The 20,006-nt window shown below is 64.4% G+C and carries 20 protein-coding genes; 19 read left to right on the top strand and 1 reads right to left on the bottom strand.

What is annotated here, in order from left to right; all coding sequences use genetic code 11:
• The first annotated feature begins 27 nt into the window (after window positions 1-27).
• From LMTR13_RS00880 to trmB, 15 genes are all read left to right on the top strand, one after another.
• Window positions 28-522: a universal stress protein gene (locus LMTR13_RS00880; RefSeq protein WP_065726281.1), complete on the top strand. Its 495-nt coding sequence runs from the start codon at window positions 28-30 to the stop codon at window positions 520-522.
• Window positions 523-638: 116 nt separating this feature from the next.
• A complete protein-coding gene (locus LMTR13_RS00875; protein WP_065726280.1) occupies window positions 639-1,208 on the top strand; it encodes a NifU family protein in 570 nt (189 codons plus the stop codon).
• Between the two features lie 90 nt (window positions 1,209-1,298).
• The gene (tsaB, locus tag LMTR13_RS00870) at window positions 1,299-1,997 is read left to right on the top strand and encodes a tRNA (adenosine(37)-N6)-threonylcarbamoyltransferase complex dimerization subunit type 1 TsaB (protein WP_065726279.1); all 699 of its coding nucleotides are present in this window, start codon (window positions 1,299-1,301) and stop codon (window positions 1,995-1,997) included.
• On the top strand, window positions 1,994-2,479 hold the full coding sequence (rimI, locus tag LMTR13_RS00865) for a ribosomal protein S18-alanine N-acetyltransferase (RefSeq protein ID WP_065726278.1): 486 nt from the start codon (window positions 1,994-1,996) through the stop codon (window positions 2,477-2,479). Before tsaB ends, rimI begins: the two co-directional genes overlap by 4 nt.
• 51 nt (window positions 2,480-2,530) lie before the next feature.
• Window positions 2,531-2,980 (top strand): Fur family transcriptional regulator, encoded by a 450-nt coding sequence (locus LMTR13_RS00860; protein WP_065726277.1) that lies wholly within the window; start codon window positions 2,531-2,533, stop codon window positions 2,978-2,980.
• 12 nt (window positions 2,981-2,992) lie between these two features.
• Window positions 2,993-3,673, top strand: coding sequence for an HAD family hydrolase (locus LMTR13_RS00855; RefSeq protein ID WP_065726276.1), 681 nt, complete (start codon window positions 2,993-2,995; stop codon window positions 3,671-3,673).
• 113 nt (window positions 3,674-3,786) lie between these two features.
• Window positions 3,787-4,050, top strand: a complete 264-nt coding sequence (locus LMTR13_RS00850) for a hypothetical protein (protein WP_065726275.1) — start codon at window positions 3,787-3,789, stop codon at window positions 4,048-4,050.
• Between the two features lie 194 nt (window positions 4,051-4,244).
• A complete protein-coding gene (miaB, locus tag LMTR13_RS00845; protein WP_065726274.1) occupies window positions 4,245-5,645 on the top strand; it encodes a tRNA (N6-isopentenyl adenosine(37)-C2)-methylthiotransferase MiaB in 1,401 nt (466 codons plus the stop codon).
• A 64-nt stretch (window positions 5,646-5,709) separates the two neighbouring features.
• On the top strand, window positions 5,710-6,705 hold the full coding sequence (locus LMTR13_RS00840; RefSeq protein ID WP_065726273.1) for a PhoH family protein: 996 nt from the start codon (window positions 5,710-5,712) through the stop codon (window positions 6,703-6,705).
• Window positions 6,706-6,767: 62 nt separating this feature from the next.
• The gene (gene ybeY, locus LMTR13_RS00835) at window positions 6,768-7,292 is read left to right on the top strand and encodes an rRNA maturation RNase YbeY (RefSeq protein WP_065726272.1); all 525 of its coding nucleotides are present in this window, start codon (window positions 6,768-6,770) and stop codon (window positions 7,290-7,292) included.
• Window position 7,293: 1 nt separating this feature from the next.
• Window positions 7,294-8,409, top strand: a complete 1,116-nt coding sequence (locus LMTR13_RS00830; protein ID WP_065732307.1) for a hemolysin family protein — start codon at window positions 7,294-7,296, stop codon at window positions 8,407-8,409.
• A gap of 20 nt (window positions 8,410-8,429) precedes the next feature.
• Window positions 8,430-10,016 (top strand): apolipoprotein N-acyltransferase, encoded by a 1,587-nt coding sequence (gene lnt, locus LMTR13_RS00825; RefSeq protein WP_156795948.1) that lies wholly within the window; start codon window positions 8,430-8,432, stop codon window positions 10,014-10,016.
• A gap of 247 nt (window positions 10,017-10,263) precedes the next feature.
• A complete protein-coding gene (locus tag LMTR13_RS00820) occupies window positions 10,264-10,680 on the top strand; it encodes a helix-turn-helix domain-containing protein (protein ID WP_065726270.1) in 417 nt (138 codons plus the stop codon).
• A 124-nt stretch (window positions 10,681-10,804) separates the two neighbouring features.
• Entirely contained in the window at window positions 10,805-11,932 is a 1,128-nt protein-coding gene (locus LMTR13_RS00815; protein ID WP_065726269.1) for a M20 family metallopeptidase, read from the top strand.
• Window positions 11,932-12,672, top strand: coding sequence for a tRNA (guanosine(46)-N7)-methyltransferase TrmB (gene trmB, locus LMTR13_RS00810; protein WP_418219825.1), 741 nt, complete (start codon window positions 11,932-11,934; stop codon window positions 12,670-12,672). Before LMTR13_RS00815 ends, trmB begins: the two co-directional genes overlap by 1 nt.
• Window positions 12,673-12,708: 36 nt before the next feature.
• On the opposite strand, the gene LMTR13_RS00805 is transcribed toward trmB, so the two are convergent.
• Window positions 12,709-13,779, bottom strand: a complete 1,071-nt coding sequence (locus tag LMTR13_RS00805) for a DUF2336 domain-containing protein (protein WP_065726267.1) — start codon at window positions 13,777-13,779, stop codon at window positions 12,709-12,711.
• A gap of 339 nt (window positions 13,780-14,118) precedes the next feature.
• Between LMTR13_RS00805 and rimP the strand changes: the two genes are divergently transcribed.
• From rimP to infB, 4 genes are all read left to right on the top strand, one after another.
• The gene (rimP, locus tag LMTR13_RS00800; protein WP_065726266.1) at window positions 14,119-14,877 is read left to right on the top strand and encodes a ribosome maturation factor RimP; all 759 of its coding nucleotides are present in this window, start codon (window positions 14,119-14,121) and stop codon (window positions 14,875-14,877) included.
• Between the two features lie 3 nt (window positions 14,878-14,880).
• Complete coding sequence (nusA, locus tag LMTR13_RS00795; protein WP_065726265.1) at window positions 14,881-16,491, top strand: transcription termination factor NusA; 1,611 nt, start codon at window positions 14,881-14,883, stop codon at window positions 16,489-16,491.
• A gap of 75 nt (window positions 16,492-16,566) precedes the next feature.
• On the top strand, window positions 16,567-17,247 hold the full coding sequence (locus LMTR13_RS00790; protein WP_065726264.1) for an RNA-binding protein: 681 nt from the start codon (window positions 16,567-16,569) through the stop codon (window positions 17,245-17,247).
• A 76-nt stretch (window positions 17,248-17,323) separates the two neighbouring features.
• On the top strand, window positions 17,324-19,978 hold the full coding sequence (infB, locus tag LMTR13_RS00785) for a translation initiation factor IF-2 (RefSeq protein ID WP_065726263.1): 2,655 nt from the start codon (window positions 17,324-17,326) through the stop codon (window positions 19,976-19,978).
• Window positions 19,979-20,006: the final 28 nt, after the last annotated feature.

Below are 20,006 nucleotides of genomic sequence, written 5' to 3'. Positions count from 1 at the left end.
GCGGTTTGGCGCAGCACCGGGACATGCATGACCACCCAGCGACGAAGCTACGAGACGGGTCACAACCCAAAATGCCTTGTCATCGTCGACGACACCGCGGAATGGGACCGCGCGGTCTACTACGCCAGCCGATGGGCGGTACGCGTCAACGGTGGCGTGGTGATGCTCCGCATCATCGCCATCGAGGACCAGAACCAGCAATGGCTGGGTGTCGCCGACCTGATGCGCGCCGAGGCGGAGGACGCCGCCAATGAGGCGCTCGACCGCGCCTCCGGCCGCGCCAACGGCATCGCCGCGATCACGCCCGAACGGGTGATTCGCGAGGGCGATCCGACCACCCAGATTCTCGACGTGATCGACAAGGACGTCGATATTTCAATGCTGGTACTGGCGGCCAATCCGGGTCCCGAGGGGCCGGGGCCGCTGATCAGCATGATGGCCCAGGCCGCCGGCTCGTTCCCAATTCCCGTCGTCATCGTGCCCGGCGACCTCAGCGATTCCGAGATCGACGGGCTGTCTTAGGGCTTGATCTACTTGGAGAATTGCTGGTTTGCGCCCCTTGAAGGTGCGCTGCCGGTCGCCATCTGCTAAGGGACACCCACGCGCCGGCCTTGAACCGGCGACGCCGGAGAAAAATCATGTTCATCCAGACTGAAGCCACGCCCAATCCCGCCACCTTGAAGTTCATACCTGGTCGCACCGTGCTCGACACCGGCACGATGGAATTCTCCAACCGCGATGCCGCCGCCCGTTCGCCGCTCGCGGAGCGACTGTTCGGCGTGCCCGGCGTCTCCGGCGTGTTCTACGGCTACGATTTCGTCACCGTGACCAAGGCGGACGGCGACTGGCAGCATCTCAAGCCCGCGATCCTCGGCGCCATCATGGAACATTACATGTCCGGCGCGCCGCTGCTGGCGGACGGCACCGCCGGCAATGACGAGGCGGTGGACGAGGAAGGCGAGTTCTTCAACGAGGCTGACGCCGACACCGTCGCCACGATCAAGGACCTGATCGAGACGCGGGTACGGCCCGCGGTCGCCAATGACGGCGGCGACATCACCTTCCGCGGCTTCAAGGACGGCGTCGTGTATCTCAACATGAAGGGCTCCTGCGCCGGCTGTCCGTCCTCGACGGCGACGTTGCAGCACGGCATCCAGAATCTGCTAAGGCATTTCGTGCCCGACGTGGTCGAAGTCCGGCCGATGTGATGAGGGGCGAATGGCGAGTAGCGAATGGCGAATAGAGACGAACTCGAATAATCTACTCGCCATTCGCCACTCGCTGTTCGCCCTCTCTCCATGCTGATCCTCGCCATCGATACCGCGCTCGATGCCTGCGCCGCGGCCGTGCTCGACACCAGCGCAGGCGGTGTGATTGCGCAGGAATCGCAGGCGATGAAGCGCGGTCATGCCGAGGCCCTGATGCCGCTGATCGCGCGCGTGATGAAGGCATCCGGCATTGCCTTTGCTGCGCTCGACCGCGTCGCCGCGACGACCGGTCCGGGAAGCTTTACCGGATTGCGCGTCGGCCTTTCCGCCGCCCGTGGCATTGCACTCGCCGCCGGCAAGCCCGTGGTGGGCGTAACGACGCTGACCGCGTTTGCCGCCCCCATCGTCAGCGAGAGCAGCGAACACCCCGTCATATCAGCCGTCGATGCGCGGCATGAACACGTCTATTTTCAGATGCTCGGCGGCGACGGCAGTTCGCTGATAAAGGCAACCGTAGCGCCGATCGCGGAAGCGGTCGCCGCGTCGCGCTTCGGCGCGCCGCATCTGGTCGGCAATGCAGCAAAAATTCTGGCCGACCGCTGGCCGGCCGATGCGCCGCCGCCTTTCAAAATCGATCAGCAGGCCGCGCCCGATATCGCCTGGGTGGCGTGGCTGGGCGCTGCGGTCAATCCCGAGAGCTCGCCGGCACGGCCCTATTATCTGCGCGCCCCCGACGCCAAGCCACCGAAGAATCCGCTGTCCGGCGCACCGCAGCCGCCGGCGTCATGATGACTTGGCTCTCCGATTGGTGGGGTGGCGGCACGGCGGTGATCGAACCGGCCAGTCCGCGCGACGCAGCACGTCTGGCGCAACTGCATGGCGCATCGTTTCACCGCGGCTGGGGCGAAGGCGAATTCGAGGTGATGCTGACCGAGCGCAATACGCTCGTTCACCGTCTCAGGCTCGGGCGCAAGATCATCGGCTTTGCGGTGTCGCGCATGGCGGCCGACGAGGCGGAGCTATTGTCGATCGCGATCGACGCCACGCAACGCGGACGTGGCCTGTCACGCACCCTGTTGCTGACGCATCTCGGTCATCTCGCCGGCCGCGGCGTGCGCAAGGTATTCCTCGAGGTTGAAGAAAACAATCAGCCGGCGCGGCGTCTGTATGAATGGGCCGGCTTCGAGGTCGTCGGCCGCCGGGAACGCTACTATCAGCAACCCGGCGGGGAGCAATTGAATGCGCTTCTGATGCGGCGTGACTTGTCGTAATATGCGCAGGGTGGCACAACAGCCCCGACCTGTTCTTCAAGGCCCAAAGTCATGCCCGTACTGAAATCCCCGTCTGCGCAAAAAAATACCGGCATCGAGGCTCGCTGCGCCGCCACCGGCATGCGCATGACCGAACAGCGCCGGGTGATCGCGCGCGTGCTGGCCGATTCGGCCGACCATCCGGACGTCGAGGAGCTTTACCGGCGCTGTGTCGCGGTCGACGACAAGATCTCGATCTCGACGGTATATCGCACCGTCAAGCTGTTCGAGGATGCCGGGATTATCGAGCGGCACGATTTCCGCGAGGGCCGGGCGCGCTACGAGCAGATGCCCGACAGCCACCACGACCATCTGATCAATCTGCGCGACGGCAAGGTGATCGAGTTCACCTCGGAAGAAATCGAGAAATTGCAGGCCGAGATCGCCCGCAAGCTCGGCTACAAACTGGTCGATCACCGGCTGGAGCTTTATTGCGTGCCGCTCGACGACGACAAATCCTGATCGCGTGCCAACTTGAATCCGAACTTCGATCTGGTCATCTTCGACTGCGACGGCGTGCTGGTCGACAGCGAAGTCATTTCGTGCCGCGCGCACGCGGAAACACTGACGCGCCACGGTTATCCGATCACGTCGGAGCAGGTGTTTCACCGCTTCCTCGGCCGCTCGACACGCCAGGCGAATATCGAAATCGAGGCCGAACTCGGCCGCGCTCTACCTGACGACTTTCATCTGCAGTTGCAGGATGAGTTGTACCGGACGTTCGAAGCCGATCTGGAAGCGATACCGCACATTCACACCGCGCTCGATGCCATCGCCCAGCCGGTCTGCGTGGCGTCCAGCGGCTCGCATCAACGCATGCGAATCAGCCTCGGCCGCACCAGGCTCTACGACCGCTTTGCGCCGAATATTTTCTCGGCCTCGCAGGTCTCCAACGGCAAACCCGCACCGGACCTGTTTCCGTTCGCGGCCGAACAGATGAACGTTGCGCCGGAACGCTGCGTCGTGATCGAGGACAGCGTTCCCGGCGTCACCGGCGGCCGCGCCGCTGGCATGACCGTGCTCGGTTTTCACGGCGGCAGCCATTGCCGGGAAGCATATGGCGACAGGTTGCGCGCTGCTGGCGCGGCCGTGATCTTCGACGATATGCGGCAATTGCCCGATTTGATTGCGCAGATCGGCCTAATGGCCGGCTAGATGCATGACCGGAGAACTACGGAGGTTTTCGCGGGCCTGATTGGCACCGCCTTTGCTGGACACCGGAATGCGCCGTGAACGCGTCCCAAACCAGATCAACGCAGAGGCTACCAATGGCAATTTCACATCAACTTCAGACTCTCCGGGGAACCGCAACGTCGAGCCGGCCACAAATTGCGACACTGATCGAAAGCCTCTCGCGTTCGGTCGAGCTGCTCACCCTGGAAATAGACCACGAGGAGGCCCGCGCGGGCGTTCGCGATCTGTCGGACCCGACCTATCCGCTGCTGGCGCGGAGCCTGAGGGTCCGTAAGGACAATATTCGGATCACCATTGCTTCGCTGGATGCGTTCGTCCATGCAACCGAGGCGGCGTAACGCCCCCTGAAAGCGGACCTTCGGCGGGCAGACGGGTCCCTGCATATTATCGAGGGAATCTCGCGATTCCGGGTCGGGTTCTGGCGCATCGGCCCCGGAAATGGCGCCTATTGCGCTGGATTTTCGGCCCCTTAGCCTATAATTGAGCCCTGACGCCGGATTGGCGTCCATTCAAGCCCCGAAACCCAGGTTCCATGAAGCCGCCGCGCAAGCTGCATATCAAGTCCTATGGCTGCCAGATGAACGTCTACGATGCACAACGCATGGTGGACACGCTGGCGGGCGAGGGCTTTGTCGAGACTGAAAGCGCTGACGACGCCGACCTGGTGATCCTCAACACCTGCCATATCAGGGAGAAGGCGTCCGAAAAGGTCTACTCCGAACTCGGCCGGCTGCGCGTCGCCAAGGACGAGGCGGCACGTAACGGGCGCGAGATGCGCATTGCGGTCGCCGGCTGCGTCGCACAGGCGGAGGGTGAAGAGATCATCCGCCGCGCGCCGACGGTTGACGTCGTGGTCGGGCCGCAGAGCTATCATCATCTGCCGCAACTCCTCGCGCGCGCGAAGAGCGAAGGCCGTGCGCTGGAAACCGAATTTCCGGTCGAGGACAAGTTCAGCTTTCTGCCCCAGCCGAAACCGGCTGCGATCCGCGCGCGCGGCATTTCCGCTTTCGTGACCGTGCAGGAAGGTTGCGACAAGTTCTGCACCTTCTGCGTGGTGCCCTATACGCGAGGCGCGGAAGTCTCGCGCCCGGTCGCTAAAATCGTCGACGACGTGAAGCGGCTGGCCGATAACGGGGTGCGCGAGATCACGCTGATCGGCCAGAACGTCAACGCCTATCACGGCGAGGGCCCCGACGGACGGACCTGGCCGCTCGGCAAGCTACTGCACCGGCTTGCCGAAATCGAGGGCATCGCGCGGCTGCGCTATTCGACCAGCCATCCCCGCGACGTCGAGGACTCGCTGATCGCAGCGCATCGCGACCTCGCAGGCCTGATGCCGTTCGTCCATCTTCCGGTGCAGTCCGGCTCCGACCGGATTCTGGCGGCCATGAACCGCAAGCATACCGCCGATGATTATCGCCGCGTCATCGACCGTTTCCGTACCGCCCGCCAAGATATTGCGTTTTCATCGGATTTCATCGTCGGCTTCCCCGGCGAAACCGAGGGAGAATTTGCAGCGACCCTCGCGCTTGTCATGCAAATCGGATACGCTGCGGCTTATTCGTTCAAATATTCGCCGCGGCCCGGCACGCCGGCGGCGGACATGCGGGAGACGGTGTCAGCGGCTGAAATGGACGAGCGATTGGTGCGGCTCCAGGAATTGATCGACAGTCAGCAATCGGCCTTCAACCGGGCCATGATTGGCAACACCGTCGATGTGCTGTTCGAACGCGCGGCCCGCAATCCCGGCCAGATCGTCGGCCGCACCGCCTATCTTCAGCCCGCGCATGTGTTTGCCTCGCCCGACATCATCGGGCAGGTGCTGCCGGTCAGAATCGAGAGCCGGGAGCGTTACAGCCTGCTCGGCGAACTCGCGAGCGCTCCCCCGCAAGCCGGCCAATCAACGCCTTCAACCATGATGACGGGAGCCTGAACCCTTGCCGAAAAGCGCATCGGATTCATCTTCGCTCGCTCCCAGCCGCAAATTTGATCGCGACATGCAAGTTCCGCCCGAGACCCAGGTCGTCATCGACTTCGACGACAACCGCGCCGCTTCCGCGCTCGTCGGCCCTTACGGTCAGAATCTGGCGCTGATCGAACGGCGGCTCGGAGTCGTCGTCGATTCCCGCGGCAACCACATCACCATCGGAGGCTCGCGCGATGGCTGCGACGCCGCGCGGCGCGTGCTGGAGACGCTCTATTCACAGGCCGTGCAGGGCCACGACCTCTCGCAGGGCGAGGTCGAGGGTGCGATCCGCGCGGTGCTCGCGCAGGGCTCGCTGTTCGAATTCGACGCCAAGACCGCAAAGCCCTCGTTCGAGACCATCAACCTGCGCAAGCGTCCGGTGCGCGCCCGCACCGCGGCGCAGGATTCCTACATCCGCGCGCTGAAGCGCCACGAACTGGTGTTCGGCATCGGCCCGGCAGGCACCGGCAAGACCTGGCTTGCGGTGGCGCATGCCGCGCAATTGTTCGAGCGCAAGGAAGTCGATCGCATCATCCTGTCGCGGCCTGCGGTCGAGGCCGGCGAGCGGCTCGGCTTCCTGCCCGGCGACCTCAGGGAAAAGGTCGATCCATACTTGCGGCCGATCTACGACGCGTTGTACGACCTGATGGACTCTCGTATCGTGGAGCGCGCGCTGCAGGCTGGCGAGATCGAGATCGCGCCGCTGGCCTTCATGCGCGGCCGCACCCTGACCAATGCCGTCATCATCCTCGACGAAGCCCAGAACACCACGTCGATGCAGATGAAGATGTTCCTGACCCGGCTCGGCGAGAACAGCCGCATGATCGTCACCGGCGACCCATCGCAGGTCGACCTGCCGAACGGACAGGCGTCGGGGCTTGCCGAAGCCTGCAAGCTGCTCGACAACGTCGAAGGCATTGCGCAGGTGAAATTCACCGCGGAAGACGTCATCCGCCACGAACTGGTGGCGCGGATCGTCGCCGCCTATGAGGGGTTGCCGCAGAAACCGGCAACCGGAAAATCTTGACCGCAAACTCTCCGCGCCCGGACCTGCCGCCGGCAGGCCGGAGCCGCAAGCCCAACATTGCAATGCAAACCGCTGGAACGCTCGTGTCGTCCGTCCTTCCCCTCACCGAAGTTCTCGTCGTCGCCGATTGCTGGCAGACCGAGCCGGAGGCCGAGGCGGTGATCCATCGCGCCATCAATGCGGCGGCCGAAATCGCCGACGCCGATGTCGGCGACACGGAACTTGCGGTCATGCTGACCGACGATGCCGGCATCCGCACGCTGAACAGCAACTGGCGCGGCATCGATAAACCTACCAACGTGCTGTCGTTTCCGGCGCTGCAGCCGGCCGCGGGCGCGCCTTCGGACGCGCCACGTATGCTCGGCGATATCGCCATCGCCTATGAGACCACCCGGAAAGAGGCCGATGACGAAGAAAAACCGTTCGATCATCACCTCAGCCATCTTGCGGTCCACGGGTTCCTGCATTTGATCGGGTACGACCACGACAAGGACGACGCCGCCGAAGCCATGGAAGGTCTCGAGCGTGAGATTCTCGCGCAGCTCGGCATTCCCGACCCTTATGCGGACCGGGAGCGGATGGACTGAAATGCCGGACTCCGACCCGATACAGGACAATCCGCGCGACACGCGCAACCTGCCGGTAGTGGTGCAGGAAGGCGAGGTTCTGCGTCCGACCGCCGAGAGCTGGCTGATACGGGCGATCCGCACGCTGTTCGGCTGGAGCGCGGGATCGGTGCGCGCCGATCTTCAGGTGGTGCTCGACACTTCCACCCCTGACGATGCCGGCTTTTCCGCCATCGAGCGCACCATGCTGCGCAACATCCTCGGCCTCAACGAGCGGCGCATCGCCGACGTGATGGTGCATCGCGCCGATATCGTCGCGGTCAAGCGCGATATTCCGCTTGGCGAACTGATGAGCCTGTTCGAAAGCGCGGCGCACTCGCGGCTCGTAGTCTACGACGAAACGCTCGACGATCCCGAAGGCATCGTTCACATCCGCGATCTCCTGGCATTCATGACCGCGAAGGGGCGGGTCGGCGATACCACCAAGCCCAAGCGCAAGAAGCCATTCCCTGCTGGCCTCGACCTGCGTGCGGTCGACCTCGCAATGCCGCTGGCGGAGGCCAACATCATCCGCAAGCTTCTCTACGTGCCGCCGTCGATGCGGGCGATCGACCTCTTGGCGCAGATGCAGGCGTCGCGCATCCATCTGGCGCTGGTGGTAGACGAATATGGCGGCACCGACGGGCTGGTGTCGATCGAGGACATCGTCGAGCAGATCGTCGGCGAAATCGACGACGAGCACGACAGCGACGAGCCGCCGGCGATCGTTCGGCAGGGCGACAACGCCTTCATTGCCGATGCCCGCGCCAGCCTCGAGGACGCGCGCAAGATGATCGGCGAGGAATTCGTCCCCGGCGAGGCCGGCGAGGAGGTCGAGACGCTTGGCGGCTATCTGGTCGCGCAGGTCGGCCGCCTGCCGGTGCGCGGCGAGGTGATTGCGGGCCCGGGCAATTTCGAGATCGAGGTGCTCGATGCCGACCCGCGGCGGGTGAAGCGGCTGCGGATCGGGATTCGCAAAGAACGTCCCGCGGCACGCGCGACGCGCGAGCGAAGCCGCCGCGAGGCCGCGCCCGATACCAGCGCGCCGCCGACCAACGATAATACGCCGCCCCCCGGCGATGGAGCCGGCTCGCAGTGATCCCAACCAGCAAATTCCGCATGGCGGGACTTTCGATCATCCTGGCCTGGGGCTGGAAGCGCGCAGCGATCGCGCTCGTCGCCGGCGCGATGTCGGCACTGTCGATGGCGCCGTTCAACGCCTGGCCGGTGCTGTTTGTGACGTTTCCGGTCGTGGTCTGGCTTATTGACGGAGCTGCGGCCGGAAAATGGCGCGGCATGCCGGCGGCGGCGATGGCAGGCTTCTGGTTCGGGCTCGGCTATTTCGTGCCCGGGCTGTACTGGATCGGCAACGCTTTCCTGGTGGATGCGCCGACCTTCGCCTGGCTGATGCCGTTCGCGGTGCTCGGCCTGCCGGCCTATCTCGCCTTGTTTCCGGCGCTCGGCTTCGCGCTGGCGCGGCTGATCTGGACGCGGGATGCGTCGCGGGTCCTGGCGCTTGCGATCGGGCTCACGGTCAGCGAATGGCTGCGCGGCTATGTGCTATCGGGCTTCCCGTGGAATGCCTTCGGCTACGCGCTGTCGGAGCCCTTGGCGCTGGCGCAGGCCGCATCGCTGATCGGGCTGTGGGGCATGACTTTCCTCAGCGTCGCCATCTTTGCCAGCCCGGCGGCGCTGATCGACGGGTCTTCGCGCGGCCGCAGGCCCTGGATTGCGCCGGTGGCGGCGCTCGCGCTGCTCGCGGCGATGGGAATTTACGGCGCCGTGCGGCTATCGCTGCAGCCGACGGCTCTGACCAAGGTCAAGCTACGCATCATGCAGCCGAACCTGCAGCAGGACGTCAAATTCAACTATGGCGCCAAAGCGGAGGTGATGCAGAAATACCTTGCCCTGTCCGATCGCGCTTCAGGCCCGCACTCCACCGGCGTGCGCGACGTGCCGATCCTGATCTGGCCGGAATCGGCTTTCCCGTTTTTCCTGACGCGCGAAGCCGACGCGATGGCACAGATCGCCGAGCTCCTGCCCAAGGGCACGGTGCTGATGACCGGCTCGGTGCGCGCCCCCGACGGCACGCCCGGCGCCCGCGTCTCCCGCGCCTACAATTCGATATATGTGATCGACCATGACGGCGGCGTGCTGTCGGTCTACGACAAGCTGCATCTGGTGCCGTTCGGCGAGTACCTGCCATTTCAGGAATGGATGGAAAAGCTCGGCTTCGTGCAACTGACGAAGGTCCACGGCGGCTTCATTCCGGGCACGCGGCGCCGTGCGATGGAGATCCCGAATGCGCCACGCGCGCTACCGCTGATTTGTTATGAAGCGATTTTTCCCGGAAATGTGGCGGCGCGTGACGATCGTCCCGGCTGGATCGTCAACCTGACCAACGACGGCTGGTTTGGAAATTCGACAGGTCCCTACCAGCACCTGCAGCAGGCGCGGCTGCGTGCGATCGAGGAAGGTCTGCCGATGGTGCGCGCCGCCAACACCGGCATCTCGGCAGTGATCGATCCCTCAGGACGAATTGTGGCACGGCTCGGCCTCGGCATCGAAGGCGTGCTGGATGCCAGCCTGCCATCCGCGCTGCCGCCGACGGTTTATGCTCGCCTTGGAGATATCCCGGCGGCTGTCATTGTGGCCGTTGCCTTGGTGGTTGTCGTCAGACGCCGCGTTGCGAAGCACGCTGCCTGACATTTGCACACGACCAAGCTGCCACGCGTTTACTAAAAACGCGGCGCGCGCGGTTCCACCTGTTGACATCGCGGCTGTGATTCGCTTTCTGCGGTTGCAAGCCAAAAACAACAACCAGTCACTTCCGTTGCTCAGATCGTCCGCAATTCTACCCGATCCTCCGAGCAGGATATGACGGTACCGGCGCGCCTGAGGCATAGAACTTCCACTGCCTCACCCCCGGCGCGCAATCCTAGGAGTGATGTAGATGTCCACCAAAGCGCCCAATCCGGTCGACAAATATGTCGGCAGCCGCGTCCGGATGCGCCGCATCATGCTGGGCATGAGCCAGGAAAAGCTGGGCGAAGCGCTCGGCCTCACGTTCCAGCAGGTTCAGAAATACGAAAAAGGCACCAACCGGGTCGGCGCCAGCCGCTTGCAGCAGATTTCCGAGATTTTGCAGGTGCCGGTGTCGTTTCTGTTCGATGGCGGGCCGAGCGGCGTGGCGAATGCGGACGGGTTTGGCGACGGCGCCTCTCCAGCCTACGTGTCCGATTTCCTCGCGACGTCGGAGGGCCTGGCGCTGACGCGCGCGTTCACGCGCATCACCGATTCCAAAATGCGCCGCTCCATCGTCGAGTTGGTCGAGCAGATTGCGTCGCGCGACGGCCCCGACCCGCGCTGATTTTCATACCGCACCGGTTTGAGAATTTCGTATTCTGGAATATGCCGTGATTTCGCGCCCGCATTGGCGTGGGCCCAAGATGTGTTGCGCATCGGGGCATGACGCCGTATCGGATACGAGAGACATGACGACAACCAATCCCTTCGATTCTGCACCTATCCTCGAGGGCATTCGCCGCTGGGTCGAAATCGAGAGCCCGACCGAAGCGCCCGAGCAGGTCAACAAGCTCGCTGACCTCGTCGCTGAAAGCTATCGCGATCTGCCCGCGACGGTGGAGCGGATCGCCGGGCACTCCGGCTGCGGCGATCACCTGGTGGCGCGCTCGGCATGGGGGCAGGGTGAACCGGGAATCCTGGTGCTGAGCCATCTCGATACGGTGCATCCGCTTGGCTTCATCGAGCGCCTCCCATTCCGGATCGAGGGCGACAGCGCGTTCGGCCCGGGCATCTACGACATGAAGGGCGGCGCCTATCTCGCCTATCATGCATTTCGGCAAGTCTGCGCCGATAGTGCACGCCCGCCGCTCGGCATCACGCAGCTCTATGTCTCCGACGAAGAGATCGGCAGCCCGACTTCGCGCGCGCTGATCGAGGCCGAGGGCCGCACGGCGAAATACGTGCTGGTCACCGAACCGGCGCGCGACGGTGGCAAGATCGTTACCGGACGCAAGGGCGTCGGCCGCTTCGAGGTGTTCATCAAGGGCGTGCCTTCGCATGCCGGCACCCGGCCGGAGGACGGCCGCAGCGCCATTCGCGAACTCGGCCACGTCATTCAAACACTGGAGGCGATGAACGACCTGACGCGCGGCATCACCGTCAATGTCGGCGTCGTCAGAGGCGGCACCAGGCCGAACGTGATTGCGGAAGACGCCTATGCCGAGGTCGATTTGCGCGTGCCGACGATGTCTGATGCCGACGAGCTCGCATCAAAAATCCTCAATGTGAAATCACGCACCGAAGGCGTCACCGTCAAGGTGATCGGCGAGCTGAACCGTCCGCCATACGAAAAGAGCAATGCCGGCGCGGCGCTCTACGAGCATGCCAGGACAATAGCGGCGGAGATCGGCTTCGACCTGGTCGACACCTCGACCGGCGGCGGCTCCGACGGCAATTTCACCGCGCCGCATACCGCAACCCTCGACGGGCTCGGCGTCGACGGCCGCGGCGCGCATACCCATTACGAGCAGATGTACATCTCTTCGATCGAGCCGAGGGCGCGGCTGTTGTACCGGCTGTACCAGACACTGCGATGATGGTCTCACCGCGCGACATCGGCCACCGCGACGCGCCGCCGGATGACGGCACATCTGCGCATGCGCGCGGCTCGTTCTTCGGCCGCCGCAAGGGCCACAAGCTCCGCATCCACCAGGCCGACCTGATCGACAATCTGCTGCCGCATCTGGCGCTCGACATCGGAGCGCCGGCGCCAGAGCGGCTTGCCGATCTCTTCGATGGCGGACCTGAGGATGTCAGGCTCGAAATCGGCTTCGGCGGCGGCGAACATCTGATCGCGGAGGCGCAGGCGTTTCCGAACATCGGTTTCATCGGCTGCGAGCCGTATGTGAACGGCATGGCGAAAATCCTGAGCCAGATCGAGGCGCATAATCTCCGCAATATCAGGCTCTATGCCGGCGACGCTGCAGAGTTGCTGGCCTGGCTGCCGCCGCGGACGCTGGCGCGGATCGACCTGATCCATCCCGATCCCTGGCCGAAACGGCGGCACTGGAAGCGGCGCTTCGTGCAGGATGCGACGGTTGCGGCCATGGCGCGCATCCTCAAGGGTGGCGGCGAATTCCGCTTCGTCAGCGACATCGACGATTACTGCGCCTGGACGCTGGCGCACCTGATGCACAGCTCCGATTTTGTCTGGACCGCCGAGCGCGCCGCCGACTGGCAAAAGCCATGGGAGGGCTACACCATGACGCGCTACGGCCGCAAAGCCGAGCGCGAGGGAAGAGTGGCGGCGTATTTGAGGTTTCGCAAAATAAGTTGAGCTGTCAGCAATGACGGGGAAAGGCCTAGGGCCGGATTACCGCGTCTTCCAGAACTCGACGACGCGCTGGGCAGTCATGGGCATCAGGCGCACGTAGTTCACACGCGCGCTTTCGATGTCGGCGGGGGACGCCGTCCGGTTCGGACCGAGCCGAACCAGGATCAGCGCGCGCACCGTCGCCCATTCGAGATCGATGGCTTTGCCGGCGATCAGGATCGGATCGTAGCGCTCACCACTGATCAGACGGTCGAGGGTTTCGATCTTGACGCCGGTCATCGCCGACAGCGCGGCGATCGACTCCTCGTATTTGAAGGCCCTGGCAAAGTTGAGCAATGCGCCTTCGCCGAGCGCGCCCTCGCGATGAAGTTTCAGCACCGTGCGCTGTGCCGGCACGAAGTCGCGCCGCTCCTCGCGCTCGGACGGGCCGATGATGGCGGTCATCGCCTGCTTGATGTCGGCCTGCCGCTCGGGCTTGGCGACTTGGAACAGGCGGCGACGGATGACGTCGATCGAGCCGGAGAGCAGCTCCTTCAGTTGCGCAGGTGACAGATCGTCGCGCTGGCCGAGCCTGATCGTCAGCACGCCGTCCTGGCCGGCGCGCTTGATCAGCGACGAATAGCCGTTCGACGAGAAGGCCGCGCCCGCATTGCCGGCGGCGCGCCTGACCACCGCGCGGTCGCCGCGGGCGATCATGACGTCGGTGAGATCGGCCGAAAGCGTAGGCCGCTCCGCCATCGCCAGCAGATGACCCTGGCCCTTCATGGACGCAATTTCGAGTAGCATTTTTTCATCGATGACCGGCGAGCGGCGCAGCAACGGGCCTGCAATGGCGATTTCATCTTCATGGGCGAGCTGGCCGACCAGACCGCGCGGCGCATTCGCCAGCGTCGACAAGCGCTCGGCCAACTCGGCGCGCGCCTCGATCTCGGCATGCGGAACGAGGCTGGTCAGGACCCCGTCGAACAGATCGACGTGATCGGGGCGGAAGCTCGCCGCGCCCTGTAGAAAGAGCTCGCTGACACGGCGCGCGGCATCGGCGCGGCGCTTGGGGTCGCCACGACTGACGATGTCGTCGAGTTCCGGGATCAGCGCTGGTGAAATGATCATAAGCCCACCCAAACCAGCCGAATTTGGCTGGTTTTTCGGGAAATCTAGGCAGCGTTCATGAATGAAGGGTTAGACTTTACCCCGCTCTCAAACCTTGGCAAAATCGGTCTTAACGGGATTGCGGGCCTTGTCGGATTGCGGAAAAACCGCTATATCCGCGGCAACTTATGGTTCTCATACGATCGCGTATTGAGAGTGGGCCCCCCGGGACCCGCTCTTTTTTATTACCTGAACCTGCCCTGCCCAGAACGGGGCCCCAAGGGCGGTTCGGGGAACCGGCCGGACCTCTGGTTAGGCCCGGCCTAAGCCCATGCAAGTAAGACGCTTTTGACCCTGGACATGACCGATCCAACTGCTGTTTCCGAGGATGCCGACCTGCTGGCCGAGCCCCGTCTCGTCGTCGAGCCAGGCGTGGCGGCGCGGGTGGCGGCGGTGGCCGGACCGGTGTTGCAGGGAATGGGCTACCGGCTGGTTCGGATCAAGATTTCCGGCGAGGCCGGCTGCACCGTCCAGATCATGGCGGAGCGGCCCGACGGCTCGATGCAGATCGAGGATTGCGAGGCGATCTCGCGGGCGCTGTCGCCGGTGCTCGACGTTGCCGATCCGATCGACCGCGCCTACCGTCTGGAGATATCATCGCCCGGCATCGACCGCCCGCTGGTGCGCCGCTCCGATTTCGAACGCTGCGCCGGTCATCTCGTGAAGATCGAAATGGCGGTCGCCCATCAGGGCCGCAAGCGTTTCCGTGGTACGTTGGCTGGCGTCGAAGGCGATGCCGTGCGGCTACATCGGGATGACACACGCGCCGAGGAAGATGCGGACGTGCTCCTGGTGATGGAAGATATCTCCGACGCACGCCTGGTCCTGACCGACGAGTTGATTGCGGAATCGATGCGGCGCGGCAAGCAGGCCGAGCGCGAATTGAAGCAGAACCTCGGGCTGGTGCCGCCGCCTCCGCCGCACGCAAAGAAAAGCGATCCGGCGACGGGCAAGAAACCGAAGACCGGCAAGAAGCCGGAGCCCGTGAATACCAAGAAACACCGCCTCGCCGCAGACAGACTGCGCAGGGGCGAGATCGATCCTACCGAAGGAGACTAGGTCATGGCAGTCAGTGCCAACAAACTCGAACTGCTGCAGATCGCAGACGCGGTCGCCCGCGAAAAGTCGATCGACCGCGGCATCGTGATCGCCGCGATGGAAGACGCCATCGCCAAGGCGGCCCGCGCCCGTTACGGCAGCGAGACCGACGTTCACGCCGAGATCGACGCCAAGAAGGGCGAGCTGCGGCTGTCCCGCCACATGCTGGTGGTCGATCACGTCGAGAACTCGGCGAACCAGATTTCGCTGGCGGACGCGCAGCGCGCCAATCCGGGCGCCCAGGTCGGCGACACCATCGCCGACACCCTGCCGCCGCTGGAATATGGCCGCATCGCCGCGCAATCCGCCAAGCAGGTGATCGTGCAGAAGGTGCGCGAGGCCGAACGCGACCGGCAATATCAGGAATTCAAGGACCGCATCGGCGACATCGTCAACGGCGTCGTCAAGCGTGTCGAATATGGCAGCGTCATCGTCGATCTCGGCCGCGGTGAAGCGATCATCCGCCGCGATGAAATGCTGCCGCGCGAGGTGTTCCGCAACGGCGACCGCGTCCGCGCCTATATCTTCGACGTCCGCCGCGAAACCCGCGGACCGCAGATTTTCCTCTCCCGCACCCATCCGCAGTTCATGGCCAAGCTGTTCGCGCAGGAAGTGCCGGAAATCTATGACGGCATCGTCGAGATCAAGGCGGTGGCCCGCGATCCCGGCTCGCGCGCGAAAATCGGCGTGATTTCCCGGGATTCCTCGGTGGATCCGGTCGGCGCCTGCGTCGGCATGCGCGGCTCGCGCGTGCAGGCGGTGGTAAACGAACTGCAGGGCGAGAAGATCGACATCATTCCGTGGTCGCCCGACATCGCAACCTTCGTCGTCAACGCGCTGGCGCCTGCTGAGGTGGCCAAGGTCGTGATCGACGAGGACCGCGAGCGGATCGAGGTCGTAGTTCCCGATACCAACAACCAGCTCTCGCTGGCGATCGGCCGCCGCGGCCAGAACGTGCGCCTCGCCTCGCAACTGACCGGCTGGGATATCGACATCCTGACCGAGCAGGAAGAATCCGAGCGCCGTCAGGCCGATTTCGAGAATTCGACGCGGGTGTTCATGGAGGCGCTGAACGTCGACGAAGTGGTCGGCCAGTTGCTGGCGTCGGAAGGCTTCACGTCGGTGGAGGAACTGGCGCTGGTCGATGTCAAGGAACTGGCCGGCATCGAGGGTTTCGACGAGGAAACCGCCAATGAGCTGCAGAGCCGGGCGAAAGAATATCTGGAGCAGCTCGAAACCGAGCTGGAAAACAAGCGCAAGGAACTCGGCGTGGAAGATGCAATGAAAAAGGTCCCCGGCGTGACCTCGAAGATGCTGGTGAAGTTCGGCGAGAACGACATCAAGACGGTCGAGGATCTGGCGGGCTGCGCCACCGACGATCTGGTCGGCTGGACCGAGCGCAAGGAAGGCAGCGAGCCGACCAAGCATCCCGGCATTCTCGATGCCAACGAGATCTCGCGCGAAGATGCGGAAGCCATGATCATGCAGGCACGCGTCATTGCCGGCTGGATCACCGAGGCCGAACTCGCCAAGCAATCCGAGGCGGCTGAAGCCACCGAAGACCAGACGGCGTAATGCGGGAGTTCCGCAAATCCGAAACTCTTTTCTGCGCGCAGACCGTGCGCAGATGACTGGAGCCATCAAACAGGCATGCTCGCTTTGGCTGACCCCGATCTCGACCATGGGCCGCGGACCGACAAGTCCGCGACCATGCGGATGTGCGCGGTCAGTCGCGAGGTGCGCCCGATCGACGAGCTGATCCGGTTCGTTGTCGCCCCCTCGGGCGAGGTAATCCCCGATTTGAAGCGCAAGCTGCCCGGCCGCGGCCTCTGGGTATCGGGCTCGCGCCGGACGGTTGCGGAAGCGGTGCGGCGTCACCAATTTAGCAGAGGGTTCAAGCGCGACGTCCGGGTCGCGGCGACCCTTCCCGCCGATACCGAGGCCCTGCTGGAACGAAGCTGCACCGAGGCACTGGCCGTGGCGGCCAAGGCCGGTCAGGTGATTTCCGGCTTTGCCAAGGTCGAGGGCCTGCTCGAGCAGGGCAGGGCCGAAGTCCTGATCCACGCTTCCGACGGCGCAACCGACGGAATCCGCAAATTGGACGCGATCGCCGGGCAAAGGGGCCGAAATATCGGTGAATCGCGGGATTTGCCGATCGTCACCGCTTTAACCTCGACACAATTGGATTTGGCACTGGGCCGGTCAAATGTGATACATGCTGCGCTGCTCGCGGGCCCGGCGAGCAAAACGTTCCTGTCGCGCTGCCAGATCCTGGTTCGATACCGGACGGACGATGACGACAAGACCGGGGATGGCGGCCAGAAATTCTGACGAAGATCGGTTCCGAAGACCTGCTTCAATGACGGTGCGGAAAACGCACAACGCTAACGAGATTAGGACTTGCTGAATGGTTGATACCAAAACGCCTGGCGACAAGACTTTGAGTGTCCCGACCAAGACCTTGACGCTGAAGCCGCGGGTCGAGACGGGCACCGTGCGCCAGAGCTTCAGCCATGGCCGGACCAAGCAGGTCGTGGTCGAAAAGCGCGGCAAGCGCCGCGTCGGCGGCGATGCGCCCGCCGCTGAGACCCATGCGCCCGAGCCGGCCGCCGCCAAGGCGGCGCCGGCTGCAAAGCCCCCCCTCTCCCGCCCTGCGGCAACGCCGGGTGCCGCACCGCGCGGCGGTTCGGGCGTGGTTTTGAGAACGCTGACGGAAGACGAGCGTTCCGCCCGTGCCAGCGCGCTGGCCGACGCCAAGGTGCGTGAAATCGAAGAACGCCGGCTGGCCGAGGAAGAGGCCAAGCGCCGCGCCAGCCGCGAAGGCATCGAGCAGGCCGAACGCGAGGCCGCTGAAGCCCGCCGCAAGGCGGAGGAAGAACGGCACCGCCAGGAAGAGGAAGCCAAGCGCAAGGCCGAAGTCGAGGCCAAGAAGCGATTTGGCGAGGCCGAGGCCAAGCCCGCCGCAACGACGCCGGCACCCGCCGCGGCGCGCCCCGCTGCTGCCCGCCCGTCCGGCGCCCGGCCAGCGGTTGTGCCGCCCGCGCGCGCCCCGGGCGTTGCCGCCGACGGTTCCGATGAAGACGAAGGTCCGCGTCAGGTTCGGCGTGGCCCCGGCGGCGCGATGCGCCCCGTAGCCGCTCCCAAGACCACCCACAAGCCCGGCCCGCAAAAGGAGCGCGGCCGCCTGACTGTGGTCACCGCGCTCAATGATGACGTGCGCGAGCGTTCGATTGCCTCGTTCCGCCGCCGCACCCAGCGCCTGAAGGGCCATGCCTCCAACGAGCCGAAGGAAAAGCTGGTCCGCGAGGTCACGATCCCGGAAGCGATCACCATCCAGGAACTCGCCAACCGCATGTCGGAGCGCGCGGTCGACGTCATCCGCATGCTGATGAAGCAGGGCGCGATGCACAAGATCACCGACGTGATCGATGCCGATACCGCGCAGCTGATCGCCGAGGAACTGGGCCACACCGTCAAGCGCGTCGCCGCGTCCGACGTTGAAGAAGGCCTGTTCGACGTCGTCGACGATTCCACCGATACCGAGCCGCGCTCGCCGGTCGTCACCGTGATGGGCCATGTCGACCACGGCAAGACCTCGCTGCTCGACGCGCTGCGCCACGCCAACGTGGTGTCGGGCGAAGCCGGCGGCATCACCCAGCATATCGGCGCCTACCAGGTGACCTCGCCGGAGAGCGGCAAGAAGATCACCTTCATCGATACGCCCGGCCACGCCGCGTTCACCGCGATGCGTGCGCGCGGCGCCAAGGTCACCGACATCGTGATCCTGGTGGTGGCGGCCGATGACGGCGTCATGCCGCAGACGGTAGAAGCGATCAACCACGCCAAGGCGGCGAAGGTGCCGATGATCGTGGCGATCAACAAGATCGACAAGCCCGACGCCAAGCCGGAACGCGTGCGTACCGAACTCTTGCAGCACGAGGTTCAGGTCGAATCGTTCGGCGGTGAAGTCGTCGACGTCGAGGTCTCCGCCAAGAACAAGACCAATCTCGACAAGCTCTTGGAAATGATCGCGTTGCAGGCCGAACTGCTCGACCTCAAGACCAACTCCGAACGGCCTGCCGAAGGCACCGTGATCGAAGCCAAGCTCGATCGCGGCCGCGGTCCGGTCGCGACCGTGCTGGTCCAGCGCGGCACGCTTCGTGTCGGCGACATCATCGTGGCCGGCGCCGAAATGGGCCGCGTCCGCGCGCTGATCTCCGACCAGGGCGAGAACATCGACGAGGCCGGACCTTCGGTACCGGTCGAGGTGCTCGGCTTCAACGGCCCGCCGGAAGCGGGCGACCGCCTCGCGGTGGTCGAGAACGAAGCCCGCGCCCGGCAGGTGACGAGCTATCGCGCCCACCAGAAGCGCGAGAATGCCGCCGCCTCGATTTCCGGCATGCGCGGCTCGCTCGAACAGATGATGTCGCAGCTCAAGACCGCGGGCCGCAAGGAATTCCCGCTGATCGTCAAAGCCGACGTGCAGGGCTCGCTCGAAGCCATTTTGGGTTCGCTGGAAAAACTCGGCACCGAGGAAGTGGCCGCGCGCATCCTGCATGCGGGTGTCGGCGGCATCTCCGAATCCGACGTCACGCTGGCAGAGGGTTTCAATGCCGCGATCATCGGCTTCTCGGTGCGCGCCAACAAGGAAGCCGCCGCGGCCGCCAAGCGCAACGGCATCGAGATCCGCTACTACAACATCATCTACGATCTCGTGGACGACATCAAAAAGGCGATGTCCGGCCTGCTCGCGCCGACGCTGCGCGAAACCATGCTGGGCAATGCCCAGATCCTGGAAGTGTTCAACATTTCCAAGGTCGGCAAGGTCGCCGGCTGCCGCGTTACCGACGGCACCGTGGAGCGTGGCGCCAACGTTCGCCTGATCCGCGACAACGTCGTGGTGCACGAAGGCAAGCTCTCGACGCTGAAACGCTTCAAGGATGAAGTGAAGGAAGTGCAGTCCGGCCAGGAATGCGGCATGGCGTTCGAGAATTACGGCGACATGCGTGTCGGCGACGTGATCGAGTGTTACCGCGTGGAGACGATCCAGCGCTCTCTGTAAGTCCAAATCTTGCGAAGAGCCTGGGATT

The organism is Bradyrhizobium icense (assembly GCF_001693385.1).
Taxonomy (GTDB): Bacteria; Pseudomonadota; Alphaproteobacteria; order Rhizobiales; family Xanthobacteraceae; genus Bradyrhizobium; species Bradyrhizobium icense.
Note: the sequence above shows the minus strand (reverse complement) of the source record. Positions and strands in the feature narration are given on the sequence as shown.